At 62.4% G+C, this 16,339-nt stretch carries 16 protein-coding genes; 7 read left to right on the top strand and 9 right to left on the bottom strand.

Features of this window, described 5'->3' with window-relative positions:
- Nucleotides 1–19 precede the first annotated feature (19 nt).
- Both JQ600_RS22180 and JQ600_RS22175 read right to left on the bottom strand, forming a co-directional pair.
- A complete protein-coding gene (locus JQ600_RS22180) occupies nt 20–919 on the bottom strand; it encodes a LysR family transcriptional regulator (RefSeq protein ID WP_249133411.1) in 900 nt (299 codons plus the stop codon).
- Between the two features lie 520 nt (nt 920–1,439).
- Entirely contained in the window at nt 1,440–3,068 is a 1,629-nt protein-coding gene (locus tag JQ600_RS22175) for a fatty-acid--CoA ligase (protein ID WP_212385870.1), read from the bottom strand.
- Between the two features lie 82 nt (nt 3,069–3,150).
- Between JQ600_RS22175 and JQ600_RS22170 the strand changes: the two genes are divergently transcribed.
- The gene (locus JQ600_RS22170; protein WP_212385871.1) at nt 3,151–4,302 is read left to right on the top strand and encodes an extensin family protein; all 1,152 of its coding nucleotides are present in this window, start codon (nt 3,151–3,153) and stop codon (nt 4,300–4,302) included.
- A gap of 438 nt (nt 4,303–4,740) precedes the next feature.
- On the opposite strand, the gene JQ600_RS22165 is transcribed toward JQ600_RS22170, so the two are convergent.
- Nucleotides 4,741–5,424 carry a L,D-transpeptidase gene (locus JQ600_RS22165; RefSeq protein ID WP_192735138.1) on the bottom strand — a complete coding sequence of 228 codons (684 nt, stop codon included), beginning with the start codon at nt 5,422–5,424 and terminating at the stop codon, nt 4,741–4,743.
- A 389-nt stretch (nt 5,425–5,813) separates the two neighbouring features.
- Between JQ600_RS22165 and JQ600_RS22160 the strand changes: the two genes are divergently transcribed.
- The gene (locus JQ600_RS22160; RefSeq protein WP_192735137.1) at nt 5,814–6,791 is read left to right on the top strand and encodes a magnesium transporter CorA family protein; all 978 of its coding nucleotides are present in this window, start codon (nt 5,814–5,816) and stop codon (nt 6,789–6,791) included.
- A gap of 230 nt (nt 6,792–7,021) precedes the next feature.
- Nucleotides 7,022–7,252 carry a hypothetical protein gene (locus tag JQ600_RS22155; RefSeq protein WP_212269681.1) on the top strand — a complete coding sequence of 77 codons (231 nt, stop codon included), beginning with the start codon at nt 7,022–7,024 and terminating at the stop codon, nt 7,250–7,252.
- A gap of 120 nt (nt 7,253–7,372) precedes the next feature.
- Here the strand turns inward: JQ600_RS22155 and JQ600_RS22150 are convergent, their stop codons facing one another.
- Nucleotides 7,373–8,125 carry an SDR family NAD(P)-dependent oxidoreductase gene (locus JQ600_RS22150; RefSeq protein ID WP_212035354.1) on the bottom strand — a complete coding sequence of 251 codons (753 nt, stop codon included), beginning with the start codon at nt 8,123–8,125 and terminating at the stop codon, nt 7,373–7,375.
- Nucleotides 8,126–8,144: 19 nt separating this feature from the next.
- Nucleotides 8,145–8,786: a pyridoxamine 5'-phosphate oxidase gene (pdxH, locus tag JQ600_RS22145; protein WP_212269680.1), complete on the bottom strand. Its 642-nt coding sequence runs from the start codon at nt 8,784–8,786 to the stop codon at nt 8,145–8,147.
- Nucleotides 8,787–8,914: 128 nt separating this feature from the next.
- Between pdxH and JQ600_RS22140 the strand changes: the two genes are divergently transcribed.
- Both JQ600_RS22140 and JQ600_RS22135 read left to right on the top strand, forming a co-directional pair.
- A complete protein-coding gene (locus tag JQ600_RS22140; RefSeq protein WP_409363250.1) occupies nt 8,915–9,313 on the top strand; it encodes an RT0821/Lpp0805 family surface protein in 399 nt (132 codons plus the stop codon).
- Nucleotides 9,314–9,462: 149 nt separating this feature from the next.
- On the top strand, nt 9,463–10,419 hold the full coding sequence (locus JQ600_RS22135) for a DnaJ C-terminal domain-containing protein (RefSeq protein WP_212490094.1): 957 nt from the start codon (nt 9,463–9,465) through the stop codon (nt 10,417–10,419).
- 359 nt (nt 10,420–10,778) lie between these two features.
- Here the strand turns inward: JQ600_RS22135 and JQ600_RS22130 are convergent, their stop codons facing one another.
- Both JQ600_RS22130 and JQ600_RS22125 read right to left on the bottom strand, forming a co-directional pair.
- Nucleotides 10,779–11,552: an anti-sigma factor gene (locus JQ600_RS22130; RefSeq protein WP_212385874.1), complete on the bottom strand. Its 774-nt coding sequence runs from the start codon at nt 11,550–11,552 to the stop codon at nt 10,779–10,781.
- 76 nt (nt 11,553–11,628) lie between these two features.
- Nucleotides 11,629–12,117 (bottom strand): RNA polymerase sigma factor, encoded by a 489-nt coding sequence (locus tag JQ600_RS22125; protein ID WP_209846728.1) that lies wholly within the window; start codon nt 12,115–12,117, stop codon nt 11,629–11,631.
- 255 nt (nt 12,118–12,372) lie between these two features.
- Between JQ600_RS22125 and JQ600_RS22120 the strand changes: the two genes are divergently transcribed.
- On the top strand, nt 12,373–12,972 hold the full coding sequence (locus JQ600_RS22120; protein ID WP_212385875.1) for a histidine phosphatase family protein: 600 nt from the start codon (nt 12,373–12,375) through the stop codon (nt 12,970–12,972).
- A gap of 189 nt (nt 12,973–13,161) precedes the next feature.
- A complete protein-coding gene (gene aroC / locus JQ600_RS22115; protein WP_212385876.1) occupies nt 13,162–14,250 on the top strand; it encodes a chorismate synthase in 1,089 nt (362 codons plus the stop codon).
- 99 nt (nt 14,251–14,349) lie between these two features.
- Here the strand turns inward: aroC and JQ600_RS22110 are convergent, their stop codons facing one another.
- A complete protein-coding gene (locus tag JQ600_RS22110; RefSeq protein WP_212269674.1) occupies nt 14,350–15,348 on the bottom strand; it encodes an ABC transporter substrate-binding protein in 999 nt (332 codons plus the stop codon).
- A 435-nt stretch (nt 15,349–15,783) separates the two neighbouring features.
- Nucleotides 15,784–16,317, bottom strand: a complete 534-nt coding sequence (locus tag JQ600_RS22105; RefSeq protein ID WP_212385877.1) for an isoprenylcysteine carboxylmethyltransferase family protein — start codon at nt 16,315–16,317, stop codon at nt 15,784–15,786.
- Nucleotides 16,318–16,339: the final 22 nt, after the last annotated feature.

Genomic DNA, 16,339 nt, shown 5'->3' with positions numbered 1-16,339 from the left:
CAAGGAGCGTCATGGCGCATCATGCCGGGCGCCCGAACTGCGTGGCCACAAAGTCGATAAAGGCCTTGATGCGCGGAGCGCGGTGGCGGCCCGGGACCGTCAGCGCGTGGATCGGAAACGTCTCGGGGATGTGGCTGTCTCCGAGCAGCGGAACGAGGGTGCCTTGCTGTATCGCCCGCGCGACCATGAAATCCGCCAACCTGGCGATGCCGAGCCCGGCTACCGCCATATCGAGCAGCAGGTCGGCACTGTCGCTGGTAAATGTGCCTGACACGGCGAGGCGATTGATGCCTTCATGGGTGTGGAAGGGCCATTGCGACCACGCCGGCCCGGGTAGCGTCAGGCAATTATGCTGCAGCAGATCGGCCGGCACGCGCGGCGATCCGTGTTGCTTCAAATAGAGCGGACTGGCGCAAACGACCCTTGTCGCGTCACCGAGCTTGCGCGCCATGAGGGTTGAATCGCCGAGTGCGCCGGAGCGGATGGCGACATCGACTTGCTCGGCAACCAGATCGACCTGGTGGTCCGAAACATGAAGCTCGACGCTGATGTCTGGATAATGGCTAAGGAAAACAGGAAGGGCGGGCCCGAGTATCTGTTTGGCGAGGGCTGTCCCGACGCTGATCCGCAAATGACCACGTGGCAGCCGGCTTGCCGCCGTTACCTCGGCTTCGGCGGCTTCGATCGATGCGAGGATGTCCCGGCTCCGGGCCAGAAACAGATCGCCCTCGGCAGTCAGGGCGAGCCTGCGCGTGGTCCTGGTCAACAGGCGCACACCCAGCCGGTCTTCGATGCGCGTGACCAGCTTGGACAAGGCAGAGGGGGTCAGGCCGAGATCGTCTGCCGCGGCCGCAAAGCTGCCCCGCTCGACCACCCGCACGAACCCATTCATCTCGGCCGAGGCTGCATTGATATTCATGAATTTGTTTCACGAGTGAATATAAATACTAGCCGATTATATCACGTTGGAAACGTAATAATAGTGGTCGCAGTCAATGAAGGAGCGGTCGCTATGTCTTGGGAGAAGAAGCTGCACGGTCACGTAAGGGCTGTTGAAGGTGCGCTGCGCCATCCGGACGGCAGCCCCGATATCGCCGCTTACGGCAGGATCGCTCACCACGAGCGGGACGCGGCCGTCGTTGCCGCCGTGCAGGACACAGCCCGCAGCCTGCGGGCGATGTGGTCGTCGATCTGGCGTGTCTTGGGTGGGTCCCTGGGCCGGTCGGGGCGCATCCGGTCGAATGCGCCCCTCCGAGGATAGGGTGGGATAAGATTAGGTCGAATAGGCAGCCGCGAAGGAACTGCGCTCCCTCTCCCGCTTGCGGGGGAGGGCGGGGTGGGGGTCTATCCACACGACGAGCTTTCCAGGTGGATAGACCCCCACCCGCCGCGCTTCGCGCGTCGACCTCCCCCGCAAGCGGGAGAGGTGCACCAATGTTTTAGGCCGCAGCGTTCGGGAAACGGTAGCTCTTGAACTGGTCGCGCAGCGCGGTCTTCAGGATCTTGCCGGTCGCAGTGTGCGGAATGCCCTCGACGAAAGCCACGTCGTCCGGCATCCACCATTTCGCGATCTTGCCATCCATGAATTTCAGGATGTCCTCGCGGCTTGCCTGCTGGCCGGCCTTCAGTTGCACGATCAGGAGCGGGCGCTCGTCCCATTTGGGATGATAGATGCCGATCACGGCGGCCTCCGCCACCGCGGGATGGCCGACCGCGAGGTTCTCCAGATCGATCGATGAAATCCACTCGCCGCCAGACTTGATAACGTCCTTGGAGCGATCGGTGATCCGCATGTAGCCGTGCTGGTCGATGGTCGCGACGTCGCCGGTGTCGAAATAGCCGTGCTCGTCGAGAATCTCGCTATCGACCTTGAAGTAGGCCTTCGCGACCGCAGGTCCTGCGACCTTGAGCCGGCCAAAGGTCTTGCCGTCCCACGGCAACTCCTTGTTGGCATCGTCGGTGATCTTCATCTGCACGCCGAACGGCGGATAACCTTGGGTCTGCAGGATATCGAGCCGCTCCTCGCCGGCGAGTTCGGCAAACGGCGGCTTCTGCGCCGCCACGGTGCCGATCGGGCTCATCTCGGTCATGCCCCAGGCGTGGCGCACGCGAATGCCCATGTCGACGAAGGACTTGATCATCGAGCGCGGCATCGCCGAGCCGCCGCACACCACGCTCTTCAGGTGGGGCAGCTTCAGGTTTCCGGCGGCCATGTGATTGAGCAGCATCAGCCACACCGTCGGCACGCCGGCGGTGTGCGTGACCTTCTCGGTGTCGAGAAGCTCATAAACTGAAGCACCGTCGAGCTTGGCGCCCGGCATCACGAGTTTGGTGCCCATCGAGGGCGCGGAGAACGCGATGCCCCAGCTGTTGGCGTGGAACAACGGCACCACCGGCAGCATTGTCTCGGCGGCGCTGGTGCCGAGCGCGTCGACATTGTTGGCCATCAACCCGTGCAGCACGTTGGAGCGGTGCGAATACAACACGCCTTTTGGATCGCCCGTGGTACCCGAGGTGTAGCACATCGCGGCTGCGGTATTCTCGTCGAAGGTCTTCCACTCGAACTTGCCGTCGGCTTCCGCGATCCAGTCCTCATAGGCGACCGCGTTCTTCAGCGTGGTCTGCGGCATGTGGGCCTTGTCGGTGAACACGATATAGCGTTCGACGCTCGGCAGGTTGTCGGCGATCTTTTCCAGGATCGGAATGAAGGTGAGATCGGTCATCACCACGCGGTCTTGCGCATGGTTGATGATCCAGGCGATCTGGTCGGGGAACAGCCGCGGGTTGACGGTATGGCAGATCGCGCCGATGCCCATGATGCCGTACCAGGCTTCAAGGTGGCGCCAGGTGTTCCATGCGATGGTGGCGACGCGGTCGCCGAGCTTGATGCCGTCGCGGTCGAGGCGCTGCGAGACTTTCAGCGCACGATCGCGAATTTCGGCGTAATTGGTGCGATGAATGGGCCCTTCGACCGACCGCGTGACGACCTCTTGCGTACCGTGATACTGCGCCGCGTGTTCGATAATCCGGTGGCAAAGCAAAGGCCAGTCTTGCATCAATCCGAGCATACGCACGTCCCTCCCAAAGGTTATTGTCTCGCGCATGATCCGCCAAAGTGCTGGTGTTTTGGCGTGCGATCATGGAATTGACATGAACTGTAGCGCGGAGAAAGCAAGCCGAAAATGGGCTTATGGCGCCTTTGGTCGCACGGCGGCGGCAATGGTTACCGTTGCGGCGGGCCTGCTTTTGCTCGGTCTGCTCTCCGACCTGGCCCTGGCCGCGAAAACGTCCCGGCAGCCGGCGTGGCAGTCGCCTTGGGGCGATCTGTTCGGGATCCATCCGCCGAGGCAGCGTGGAAAGGTCCACCGTGCGGCGGTACCGCTGCCGCGACCGCGCCCGACCGATGCACCAACCGCTGAGCCCGCCAAGCCGACGGCTGACGAGTCCTCCAAGGAAGCTGCCAAGGAAACGGCCAAGGAGACCACAAAGGAAGGCAAGCCCACCGAACAGGCCGCGCCCCAGCCACCTCCGCCCTCGGCCTGCCGGCTGGCACTGACGGAGGCCATCGCCATCGCTCCCAGCATTCCCGACATCCGTGGCGCCGGCGGCTGCGGGGGCGAGGATCTGGTGCGGCTCGAGGCGATCGTGCTGCCGGACAAGCGTCAGGTCTCGGTGAAGCCGGCGGCGATCCTGCGCTGCGCGATGGCCTCTGCTTTGGTGGACTGGATCCGGACCGACATCGCGCCGCTGGCGGGGCGCCTCGGCAGCACGATCAGTGATCTCGACAATTTCGACTCGTTCGAATGCCGCGGCCGCAACCGTATCGTCGGCGCAAGACTCTCCGAACACGGCCGCGCCAATGCGCTCGACGTCCGCGCCCTCAAGCTCGCCAATGGCCGCTCAATCTCGCTCACCGATCGCAATGTGCCGCGCGAGCTGCGCGAAGCCGTGCTGCATTCGGCGTGCGCGCGGTTCTCGACGGTGCTGGGACCGGGGTCGGACTGGTACCACGAGGACCACATCCATCTCGACCTCATGGAACGGCGGAATAACTACCGGATCTGCCAGTGGAACGTGTGGGACCCGCTGCCGCAGAGAGCCCCGCTGATGCCGGCCGAGCGGCCGGAAGAGGCGCCGCCGCGCGAGGTTGCCGCCAAATCCGATGCGGCCAAATCGGACGCTGCCAAACCCGCTGCGGGGAAATCCAGCGCGGCCCCGGCGGATGAGAAATCCGATGCGGTGGAAGTGGAGCCCAAGCCAAAGCCCGCAACAAAAAAACGCCGGCAAAACAGGCGCTCTTGATTGTCCTTGTGCGGCGTCATTTGTCGTCGGTTAGAGCGTTTTCGAGCGAAGCATGCCCTCGGACTTGATCCGGGGGTGGATACCGGTTCGCGTGAAGAAAACGCGTCAAAACAAGAGTCTAGAGCTTCGGTTCTGATTCCATCAGAACCGATAAGACTCTAGCGCGCCAGTCGTGCCCTACACGTGACGATTCATTGGCCGCATTACTGTTGCAATCGGCCGTAATTCCAGCGTTTACGTGCCAGCTGGGCTTGCTGCGGGAGACGGCTGTGTCTTTCTGGCCGCATGGCCGCGGCCCCCGTGGATTTTGGCCGACATTTTGGCCACGCCCATAGGTTTCAGCCCCGCCAGCCGCGTGTTCTCCGCGACACCGACCGACAAATAAAAAAACGCCGGCAAGGCCGGCGTTTTGATCTTGTTGCGATCGGATGCAGTCCGCTATTGCGTTATCGAGCTGCCGCCGCCCTGGAGCGCCATCTTCGAATTGTACGGCGAGTCACCCTGCTTGGGGTCCAGCACCACCACGATCGTGCCTTGCTTGACCTTGCTGTAAAGGTCGATGACGTCCTCATTGGTCATGCGAATGCAGCCCGAGGAAATCGATGCGCCGATATATTCCGGCTGGTTGGTGCCGTGAATCCGGAACAGCGTGTCGCGGCCGCCCTGGTAAAGATAGAGCGCGCGGGCGCCGAGCGGATTGTCGACGCCGCCAGGCACCGACGCGGGCAGGCCTTCAATGCGCTTGTGGATATCAGCGGTCGGCGTCCATTTCGGCCATTCCGCCATGTTGCCGACCTTGGCAATGCCGGAGAAGGCCAAGGCTTCTTCGCCGACGGTGATGCCGTAACGGATCGCCTTGCCGCCGTCCTGCACCAGGTAAAGATAGTGGTTGTCGGAATCGACCACGATCGTGCCGGGCAGTTCGCGGCGGTGATAGTCGACGATGGCGCGGCGGAACGGTTCGGCCACGGCAACCTTGGCGTAACGCGCCTTTGCAAGCTGGGCCTTGTCATTCGGCTTGAGCGTCGCCTCCGGCGCAGCCTGATAGCTCGTGGTCTGCATGCAGCCTGACAACATCAGCCCTGCAGCCAGAATTCCCAACTTTGCCTTCAGCGACGTCATTGCGCACTTCCAATCGACAATACTGCGGTTACGCGCCAAATTGCGTCGCAAACGCCACGATTCCAATAATCCCATTATTGGCAAAAACCGGTAATTATTCCAGTGCTTAGACGCTTGTTCGGCGCTGCGAGAGCCTGGCTGTGGCTTTTTTGCCGCAAGTTTTTCGATTTCCGGTTGATTTATAGGCAACGCTGGCGTCCTTGCCGAATCGTGGCCACGCTACCGCCACCCCACCGCCATAAATGTGGATGGGGGGTTAATACGCCAGTCATCAAGCGCTTGCCAGAATCGCGTTTAGTCCGCTGGGTGGCGGTGTCGCGCGGGAGCGGGTCCCGGGTTCGCGTGACGACACGTCAGGACCAAAAGACTGCCCTGTTCCGGAGTTTCCCATGTTGTCAGTGTATGTCCCCTCTGAATCCACCCTGAAGAAAGTCGAGGTGCCAGAACCGGCGACTTTGCCGGAAGCCGCGGTCTGGATCGACATGGTGAAACCGACGAGCGAGGAAGACCGCGCCGTGGAGCGGCTGACCGGGATCGCGGTGCCGACCCGGGAGGACATGCAGGAGATCGAGATTTCCAGCCGGCTCTATATCGAGAACGGCGCGCGCTACATGACCGCGACGCTGATGTGCCATTCCGACACCGATATGCCGCGGACGACGGCCGTCACCTTCATCATGGCCGGTCACCGCTTGGTAACCGTGCGCTACGACATGCCGAAGCCGTTTGCGCTGGTGGAGAACAAGCTGGGGCGGTCGTGCATGCCGGGCATAACAGGCGAAATGGTGCTGATGGAACTTGTCGACGCGGTGATCGACCGTTGCGCCGACATTCTGGAGAAGGTCGGCGCCGACGTCGATCAGGTTTCCCATGATATCTTCGAACCCGAAAGCGAGCGTCACGGCCAGGCCAAGCGATATTCGCAGATCCTGATCGCGATCGGGCGCAAGGGGGATTTGACCTCGAAGGTCCGCGAGAGCCTGGTCTCGGTCGGCCGCGTCGTCACTTTCCTCTCGGCTGTCATGGAAGGCGTCAAATGGTCCAAGGACATGCGCGAGCAGCTCAAGACCATGCAGCGCGACGTCGCCTCGCTGACCGACCACGCGTCCTACCTCTCCAACAAGATCACCTTCGTGCTCGACGCCATGCTGGGCGTCGTCAATCTCGAGCAGAACAACATCATCAAGCTGTTCTCGGTGATGGCCGTGGTCTTGATGCCGCCGACGCTGATCGCCTCGATCTACGGCATGAATTTCAAGGCGATGCCGGAGCTCGAATGGGCGCACGGCTATCCGATGGCGCTGGTGATGATGCTCATGGCAGCTGTGCTGCCTTACTTTCTTTTCAGATGGAAGAAGTGGCTGTAGGCACAACCTGATTGTTCGCCACGGTGACTGTCGTCACCGAGGTGACTGTTGTCACCGAGGTGGCCGTAGTAACCGAGATGTTAAGGCGCGCGCATGATCTCGGGGGCATTCATGCACCTTCAAAAAAAACAGGAAGCTGCCCCAATTGTACGAGTAAAATTTGAGCGTCGCGATGAACCTTTGCGCGACGGCTTTCTGCGATAACGCAGTCATAAGCCGCGAGGACAGCAATGGTTGAAAAATTCATAACGTCACCCCGCAACGTCATCGATTTTGCGCGCTACCAGCAGGGCCGCATCGTTGGCAAGGCGCAGGCGATCGCGGCGCGGCTCTGCCGGCATTGCGGCGCTTCGCTTGCCGATGGCGAGAACGAAGACGAATGCTCCAGCGCCTTCAACGTCGAGACGCATGATGTGCGAACCGCGCCAAGGAAAACGCGGAGCAAGTTTTACGCGGAGTGAAGGCGCCAGCGTTTTCGCGAAGCATGCCCTCGGACTTGATCCGGGTGCATACCGGTTCGCGCAAAGAAAACGCGCCAAGGAGTTAGAGCTTCGGTTCTGATTCAATCAGAACCGATTGCTCTAGACGTGCTGGCCGCCGTTGATGTGGATCTCGGCGCCGTTCACGTACGAGCTGGTTTCGGTGCACAGCACGTAGATGATCTTGGCCACCTCGTCCGGCGTTCCGAGCCGATGCATCGGGATCTGCTGGTCGACGATCTTCTCGGTGCCCGGCGACAGGATCGAGGTGTCGATCTCGCCCGGCGCGATCGAATTGACGCGGACGCCGACGCGGCCGAAATCGGAGGCCATTTCACGTGTGAGTGACGCAAGTGCCGCCTTGGACGTCGCATAGGCCACGCCCGCGAACGGATGCACGCGCGAGCCCGCAATCGAGGTGACGTTCACCACCGAGCCCTTGGTGGCCTTCAATTCCTCGATCAGCCCGCGCGCCATCATGATGGGCGCGAAGAAATTCACCCGGAAAACATGGCTCCAGGTCTCGATGTCGGTATCCATGGTGCCCATCCGCGTGCCTTCAGCGGTCTTCGGCGAAATCGCGGCATTGTTGACCAGCGCGTGCAGCGCGCCGCCTTCGAGGCGTTCGCGGATTTCCGAAATTGCCCGCGTGGTATCGGCATGGTCGGCAAGATCGACCTGGATGTGATCCTCAGGCCCGGCGTCCCACGGGCAGTTGTCGGGGAAGGGATGCCGCGAGCAGGTGATGACGCGCCAGCCCGCCGATGAAAAGCGGATCACCGTGGCATGGCCGATGCCGCGGCTCGCTCCGGTCAGGAGCAGCGTGCGTCGCGGCGCATTGGTGGAAGTCGACATGTCTTTCAGGCTTTCGGCGTCAGGGGTAGAGCCGCATTTTAGTCCATGGCTGGACCGGCGCGTCGCGGCGGAATTCAATGCGGTCGTGGAGGCGGAACGGACGGTCGTGCCAGAATTCGAAACGGACCGGTTCAATGCGCCAGCCGCTCCAGCCTGGCGGACGCGGCACCTCGCCGATGACGTGCCTGGCGGCAACCAGCGCGATCGCCTGTTCGAAGGCAAAGCGGCTTTCCAGCGGCTGCGACTGCTTGCTGGCCCAGGCGCCGATCTGCGCCTGCTTCGGGCGGGTGGCGAAATAGGCGTCGGCTTCTTCCGGCGTCACGGGCGACACGTTGCCGCGGATGCGCACCTGACGGCGCAGCGATTTCCAGTGAAATAGTAAAGCCGCTTTAGGATTTGCGGCGAGTTCGCGGCCCTTCTGGCTGGCGATGTGGCTGTAGAACACGAAACCATCCGCATCATAGCCTTTCATCAGCACCATGCGGACATCGGGAAGTCCGTCGGCATCGACGGTTGCGAGCGACATCGCGTTGGGATCGTTCGGCTCTGCCTTCACGGCTTCGGCGAACCACGCACCGAACAACGCAAATGGTTCCTCGGCGGCGGTAAAATCACCCGATGTTAACGGTGTCGGGTGTTTGATGGAGGTTGTGTCGGTCATGCCAGGAGTTCCAGTTGCGTCCGTTCGCGTTAGAGAGCGCGCTACAGCCCCAGTATAGGTTCGCCCTATATAGGACATGGGGACGCGTTGGCCTATCCGCGATCCGGCCGGCTGGCGCGGTGATGACCATGATTTTGATCGGCCTCGGCGCGGGCGGTTGCAGCCTGTCCCGCTCCGACGCTCTCGCCAAGCTGGAAGAAAAAGACGTGACTGGGTCGGTGACGCCCCAGGCCGCCCCTCCGGTACCGACCGAGAGCGATCTCGCCTTTGCCCGCACGGCCGCCTCCGATGTATTGACCAAGGGCGGCAAGGATTCCAGCCAGCCCTGGGAAAACCCCGAAACCGGCGCGCGGGGTTCGGTAACGCCGCTGTCCCAAGCCTATGCCTCGGACGATGGCCGTACCTGCCGGGATTTCCTGGCCAGCTACGTCAAGGATCGGGCCGAAAGCTGGCTGCAGGGCGCCGCCTGCAGGGGTGAACAAGGTCGATGGGAAATTCGTACCCTCAAGCCCTGGAAACGGAGCTAAGCTAGCCCAAGAATCTTGAGGGCCCGTTTTGAGGGTCCGTTTTCAGGGGCATCGGCAGTTGCAAAAATGCAACTGGCTCCCCAGATGAAGGCAAAGCGGGCATATAGCCCTTTGGTTAGAACCGATTTCCCGTGAAGGAGACGTGACGGATGCGCGACCCCTATGAGGTCTTGGGGGTGCCGCGGGGCGCCAGCGCTGCGGCGATCAAGAGTGCTTACCGCAAGCTCGCCAAGAAGCATCACCCCGACAACAACACCAACGATCCGAAATCCGCGGCGCGTTTTTCCGAGATCAACTCGGCCAACGAGATCATCGGCGACGAGGACAAGCGCAAGCAGTTCGATCGCGGTGAGATCGACGCCGAGGGCAAGCCGCGCTTTCAGGGCTTTCCCGGCGGCGGCCCGCGCGGCCGTGCCGGCGGTCCGGGCGGCGGCTTTGAAAGCCACACTTTCCGCAGCGGCGGCGGCCCCGGCGGCGGTGGCGGCTTCGAGGACATCCTCAACAGCATGTTCGGCGGCGCGGCCCACGGGCAACGTCCCGGCAGTGGCAGAGGATTTGAATTCGATACCGGCGGGATCGGCCTCGATCTCGATCTCAGCGTCGCCATGACGGTGTCGCTGGAGGAGTCGGTCAAGGGGGCCGAGAAGCGCGTCCGCTTGCCGAACGGCAAGGAGCTCAACGTCAAAATTCCGGCAGGCGTCGCCGCCGGTCAGCAAATCCGGCTGAAAGGCCAGGGCGAGACCGCGCAAGGCCATCCGCCGGGCGACCTCCTGATCACCGTCAGCATTGCGCCGCATCCCTTCTTCAAGATCGACGGCAGCGACTTGCGGCTCGATCTGCCGATCACGCTCTATGAGGCGGTGCTCGGGGCGAAGATTCGGGTGCCGACCCTCGGCGGCGCGGTCGAGTTTCCGATCCCGAAGAACACCTCCAGCGGTCGCACCTTCCGTCTCAAGGGCAAGGGGCTGCCGAAGGCAGGCGCGACCGGCGACCTGTTCGTCACGACAAGGATTATTCTTCCTGACGGGAACGATGCCGAGCTTGAAGCATTGATGCAAAAGTGGCGCGACGGCCACCCTTACAATCCGCGCAGCGATTTCGGCTGACCAAAAACAGGTCTAATAAAACAGCGGAGTGCGGCAGGCCATTTCCCGATACAATTCAGGTGCTTCCCTTAAAAAGGGCGGCCTCGAAAGGGGGACCAGCGCGGTACCAAACCCCGATCGAGGCCGCTTGCGCCGATCGGCGGATCGAGCGCCGCTCATTTTCGCGTGATCACCCAGTGCGATAATGAGACGCGCCGATGTCTTGATTCCAGATTTTCGATGTCAGAATTGGGACAAACGGCTTGACGTATAGCGTTTTCGAGCGAGACCTGCCCCGCACTTGATGCGGGACGGACACCGGCTCGCGCACGGAAAGCGCATCAAACAACAAGCTTGTTCAACCGGGATGGTGAGGGCGCTCAACCCCCGGTCTTTTCCATCTGGTCATACACCGATTGGGCGATCTGCGTCAGTCGGCCACGGTCGCCGACGCTGCTCACCACCACATAGGCCACGCCGCGATCGGCCCAGAACAAGGCGCTCTCCTTGCCCTCCGACGAAAATCGCATCTGCGTCGCCTCGGCTTCCGACTTTGCCGTGTAGATCGTGAAGCGCTCGCCCGATGCGCTCTCATACATCATGAACGAGGCAGGCCCGGTGGCGCCGGGCAACAGCCGCCCGCCGACCAGCTTCAATCCCGCCGCGGTCAATTCCGGCGCGCGCACCAGCCAGCCGCAGCGCTTGGTCAGCCATGCCTGCAGATGCGCGCGTTCGCTGCCGGGTACTTCGACGGGATGGCGCACTTCGACCACATAGAGCCGGTGCGCATCGAGCGCATCCGTCGTGAAACTCTGCAGCGCCGAGGGTGCTGCTGCAGCCCCGCGCGCCATCCAGCCGACACCGCCGCCGACAATGAATGCCGCCAGCGTTGCGGCAATCGCGCCGTAGAACCATTTGCGCGGCTGGCGCACCAGCCGCTCGATCTCGAGCCGCCTCGGCACCGCCTCGTCGACGATGCCGTCGTAGCGGACATGCAGCGCTTCCGCCATCGTGCGCCACGACCGCACGCGCGCCGCATCGTCGGGGTGCGCCGCGAGCCACGCTTCGACATCGCCGCGGCGCTCCGCCGGCAGCTCGTTGTCGACGTAAGCATGCAGTTCGTCTTCGGTGACGGGAATATGGGGGTCGGTCATCGTCGTCGTCTCTGTCTACTCGTGATCTGAATCTGCCTATCGCCTGCTATCACGCGTCCTGTTTGCATCGCCTGCATCACTTCACCCGTCTGAGCGCGGTGCGCTCGCCCTCGAGCGAGGCTTTGACGTGCGCGCGCGCCCGGGCAAGCCGGGACATCACAGTCCCGATCGGTACGCCCTGGATGTCGGCGACCTCGCGGTAACTCAACCCTTCCAGCATCACCAGCAGCAGCACCGAGCGCTGCTCTTCCACCAGCGTCGACAACGCACGGGCGATGTCGCGGCCTTCCGCTTCGGTCCCGCTGGCGTCCGGGTTGTTGTCGAGCAGCGGCATGAATTGCGGCCGCCGCGCCAGCGATCGCCGCCGGTTCTTGTTGAGGTTGGTCAGGATCGTATAGAGCCAGCTCCTGACGTCGCCGCCGAGAAACAACCGTTCCGAACGCAACGCGCGCACCAGCGTGTCCTGCACCAGATCGTCGGCGATATCGGCGTCGCGCGCGAGCGCACGCGCGTAGCGGCGCAGCGCCGGGATCATGGCTTCGACACTTTGGCGAAACGCGGTCATTGTCACCAGATATTCAGGTCATTCCGGCGCGAACGCCTTAACCAGCATAACACCCAATCGATGCGTCTATTCCGCCCATTGAGGCTCGCGCAAGACAGCGTTAAACCCAAGGGTAATCCCAGGATTACCCTCAAGCGGATCTGGACTGTACCCCGCTGGAGTGCTGGTGTACCTCCAACCGTAATGCCAAGCGCGACTGGAAGCCGCATGCCGCGCGCTCTCCCATTCGTTGCCTGAGGAATAGCCGCCAGTCCGATGCCTGCGCCTGTCATCTATTACATTCGCCATGGCGAGACATCGTGGAATGCCGAAGGGCGGCTACAGGGTGTGCAGGACATTCCGCTGAACGATCTCGGCCGCAGGCAGGCGGCCCATGCCGGCAATGTCCTCGGCGATCTCTTCGCCCGCCATGGCCGCGACAGATCCGAGCTTTCGTTTGTCGCGAGCCCGCTGATCCGCGCCCGCGCGACGATGGAGCTGGTGCGCGGATCACTGAAGCTGCCGCGCGACGGCTACGCGCTCGACGACCGTTTGCGCGAGATCGGCTACGGCGAGTGGGAAGGCGCGACGCTGCCAGAGATACAGCTGCGCGACCCCGATCTCTATGCCAAGCGCCAGGCCGAGAAATGGACGGTGTCGCCGCCGGGCGGCGAGAGCTATGTCGACGTGCAGGCGAGGATGCAGGATTGGTATGCGTCGGTGGCGGCCGACACCGTCGCAGTGGCGCATGGCGGCACGGCGCGGGCCCTGATGGTGGCGCTCGGCATCGAGACGCCGCTCAGCGCCGCCGACCTGACCATCGAGCAGGGCGCCGTTTACGTCTTTCGGGACGGTGGTCTGCAGAAGTATAGTTAAGGGTGACCGACAGCGTATCCATCCGCCGTCATGCCCGGCCTTGTGCCGGGCATCCACGTCTTTGTCTCTGGAAGTCGAGGAAGCAAGACGTGGATGGCCGGGACAAGCCCGGCCATGACGTATTTGACCCCTTGAGCCGCGCGCGTTAAGTCAGAATTGATACTTACTGTTCGAGGCTAGACGCTCAAAATGTCCTTCAACACCTTCGGCCACATGTTCCGGGTCACGACCTTTGGCGAGAGCCACGGGATCGCGATCGGCTGCGTGGTCGACGGCTGCCCGCCGCTGATCCCGCTGACCAATGAGGACATCCAGCAGGATCTCGATCGCCGCCGTCCCGGCCAGTCGCGCTTCACCACCCAGCGCCAGGAACCGGATGCGGTCAAAATCCTGTCCGGCGTGATGGCCCATCCCGAGACCGGGGTGCAGGTGACGACGGGAACGCCGATCGCGCTTCTGATCGAGAACACCGACCAGCGCTCGAAGGACTATTCCGAGATCAAGGACAAGTTCCGGCCCGGCCATGCCGACTTCACCTATGAGGCCAAATACGGCCTGCGCGACTATCGCGGCGGCGGGCGCTCGTCGGCGCGCGAGACCGCGACGCGCGTCGCGGCCGGCGCCATCGCGCGAAAAATCCTGCCCGATGTCAAAGTGCGCGGCGCGCTGGTGCAGATGGGTCCGCACAAGATCGATCGCGAGAAGTGGGACTGGGACGAGATCGCGCGCAATCCGTTCTTCTGCCCGGACAAGGACAAGGCCGCGTTCTTCGAGCAGTATCTCGACGGCATCCGCAAGAGCGGCTCCTCGATCGGCGCCGTGATCGAAGTCGTCGCCGAAGGCGTGCCGGCCGGCCTCGGCGCGCCGATCTACGCCAAGCTCGACGGCGAACTGGCGGCGGCGATGATGAGCATCAACGCGGTGAAGGGCGTCGAGATCGGCGCCGGCTTTGGTGCGGCCGAATTGTCGGGCGAGCAAAACGCCGACGAGATGCGCACCGGCAACAACGGCACGCGCTTCCTGTCCAACCATGCCGGCGGCGTCCTGGGCGGCATTTCCACCGGCCAGCCGGTCGTGGTGCGCTTTGCGGTCAAGCCGACCTCGTCGATCCTGTCGCCGCGCCAGACCGTGGATCGCTCCGGCGCCGACACCGACATCATGACCAAGGGCCGTCACGATCCCTGCGTCGGCATCCGCGCGGTGCCGGTCGGCGAAGCCATGATGGCCTGCGTGCTGGCGGATCATCTGCTGCGCCATCGCGGGCAGGTGGGCGGGTAGCCGATGAGCGCGAAGGGCTTGTGATAATGTCCGCGTTACGTCCAGAAGCGGACATCCAGGCCGGCCCTCAGCACGTCTGCTTTGTGCCAATAGACGACTTTATTCGATCACCTCGTCGGCGCGGGCGAGTACTGCCGGAGGAATCGTGAGACCTATTGCCTTTGCGGCCTTCAGGTTGATCACAAACTCGTATCGCGTCCCTTGGACATACGGCATCTCGCTTGGTTTGCTACCGCGCAATATCTCAGCCACCTGCGCATTAGCGACCCGAATGGCGTACTTTAGGTCCATGGAATAAGACATCAATCCTCCGGCTTCCGCCTGCTCGCGAAAAACAAACATCGTCGGGAGACCGATTTGCTGGGCGAGTTTAACGAGAAGAAAGCGATGAGCGTAGGCGTTGATAATATTTGCAATCACAAGTCCATCGGCTTGGTCCCGCTGGATGGCTTGAAAAGCGTCGCTGTATGCCTGTTCATTGACCGGAGTGGACACGGGCGCAATCGCTAACGCAATACCGAGCCTTTGAGCTGCCTCCCGCGTCGCCTTGCCGCCCGCAGCCTCCCAACCCGCTTGCGTTGAAACGAAAAGCACGTTGCGAGCCTTTGGGATGGCTTCAGCAAGCAGTTCAAGACGCTTACCCCAAAGTTCAACGCCAGCATCAATGCTAACCCCCGTAACGTTTCCGCCCGGATGCGACAGGCTGGATACCACTCCAAATCGAATCGGATCGCCAGTGATGGCAACGATGGGAATTGTGCTAGTCGCCGCTTTCAATGCGAGAGTGATAGACGTGCCCGGAGCAAAGATCACGTCTGGATGCGCGCTGACGATTTTGGCTGCGAGGTCGCCATATTCCCCTGTCCCGCCAGCCGAAAACCGGTCGATGATCAAATTCTGACCTTCGATATAACCAAGGCGCTGGAGTTCCTGAAGACCCAACGTGTAACCCGAGTCGCCTCCAATCCGCATGTCGGCAACCTTTAGCGCAGGGTCAGCTAGTGCGAGCCGCTTCATCTTTGTTGGCTGCTGCGCCCGCCCAGCGATTGGAGACACGGCCAGGCCGCCGATTAGCCCAATGAACGCGCGCCGTCTCATGCCCGCCTCCCAGGATCAGGATGCGGGAAGTGTATCTGTCCAAGCCCGATGCTTGGAAGGTGTTGTCGGCGGTCGAAGGAAGTATATTTGGGTGGGGTCCAATGTCCGCCTTGGGGCATTCTGAGAAGTCCGGGCGTTCAATCGGCAGGTCGGTTTTACCCCTAACTCCGGACATCGCCTTGCACCGCGCAAACTGACGCTTTGTGCCACAAGCGGATATGCGCGCCGCCGTAAACAGCAGCGCTACTCGATCACCTCGTCCGCCCGGCCGAATAGTGTCGTTGGTACGCTTAAACCAAGCATTTTAGCGGTTCGAAGATTGATCACAGTTCGAACTTTGCCGGCATCTGAACCGGCAACTCGTTTACGTTTGTCCCTTTGAGAATCCGCCGAGATCGGTCGCGAGCAGCGGCTCGCACAACCGCGGGCCACCGATCATTTCGCCCGCCATGGGGTCATCCGCGGTATCCAGCGCGGGACGGCGGCGCGGAACGCCTCGTACTCACTCCCAAACGTCCGCTCGAGCGTGGGTTCTTCGTACGCCACGACGAAGACGTGGAAGAAGAGCCAGAGCAGCGCGCCGTAGACGATGAGGCGCCAATCGCCCATCAGCACCGCTTGACCCAGGATGATGGCAACGACCGCGACGTATATTGGATTACGCACATAACGGTAGAGACCGGTCACCACGAGATTCCGGGTCGGCGCGATGGGCGCGGGGGTGCCGAGACCCTGCAGCGCGAAACGCGCAAATGCGTCAACGAGCCCAGGCACGCCTGCGAGAATCATTATCGCGCCGATGCCGCGCGTCAGCTCCAGACCAAGGAACGGCGGCCGGAGTTGCCAACCCGTGATCGACCATGGAACGAGCCCCGCCAGCGTACATGGGGCGACCACGAAGAAAACCGCCGAGCCCAGGACGGCAATGGTTCGTTGCACGGCGGTTCCCGACACTCGCTGCGAGCTCATTCCAAGCTCCCCTTCGCGGTTT

Origin of the sequence: Bradyrhizobium sp. AUGA SZCCT0176 (genome assembly GCF_018130145.1) — a bacterium.
Lineage (GTDB): Bacteria > Pseudomonadota > Alphaproteobacteria > Rhizobiales > Xanthobacteraceae > Bradyrhizobium.
The sequence above is the reverse complement of the archived record's forward strand: the minus strand, read 5'-3'. Positions and strand labels throughout refer to the sequence as shown.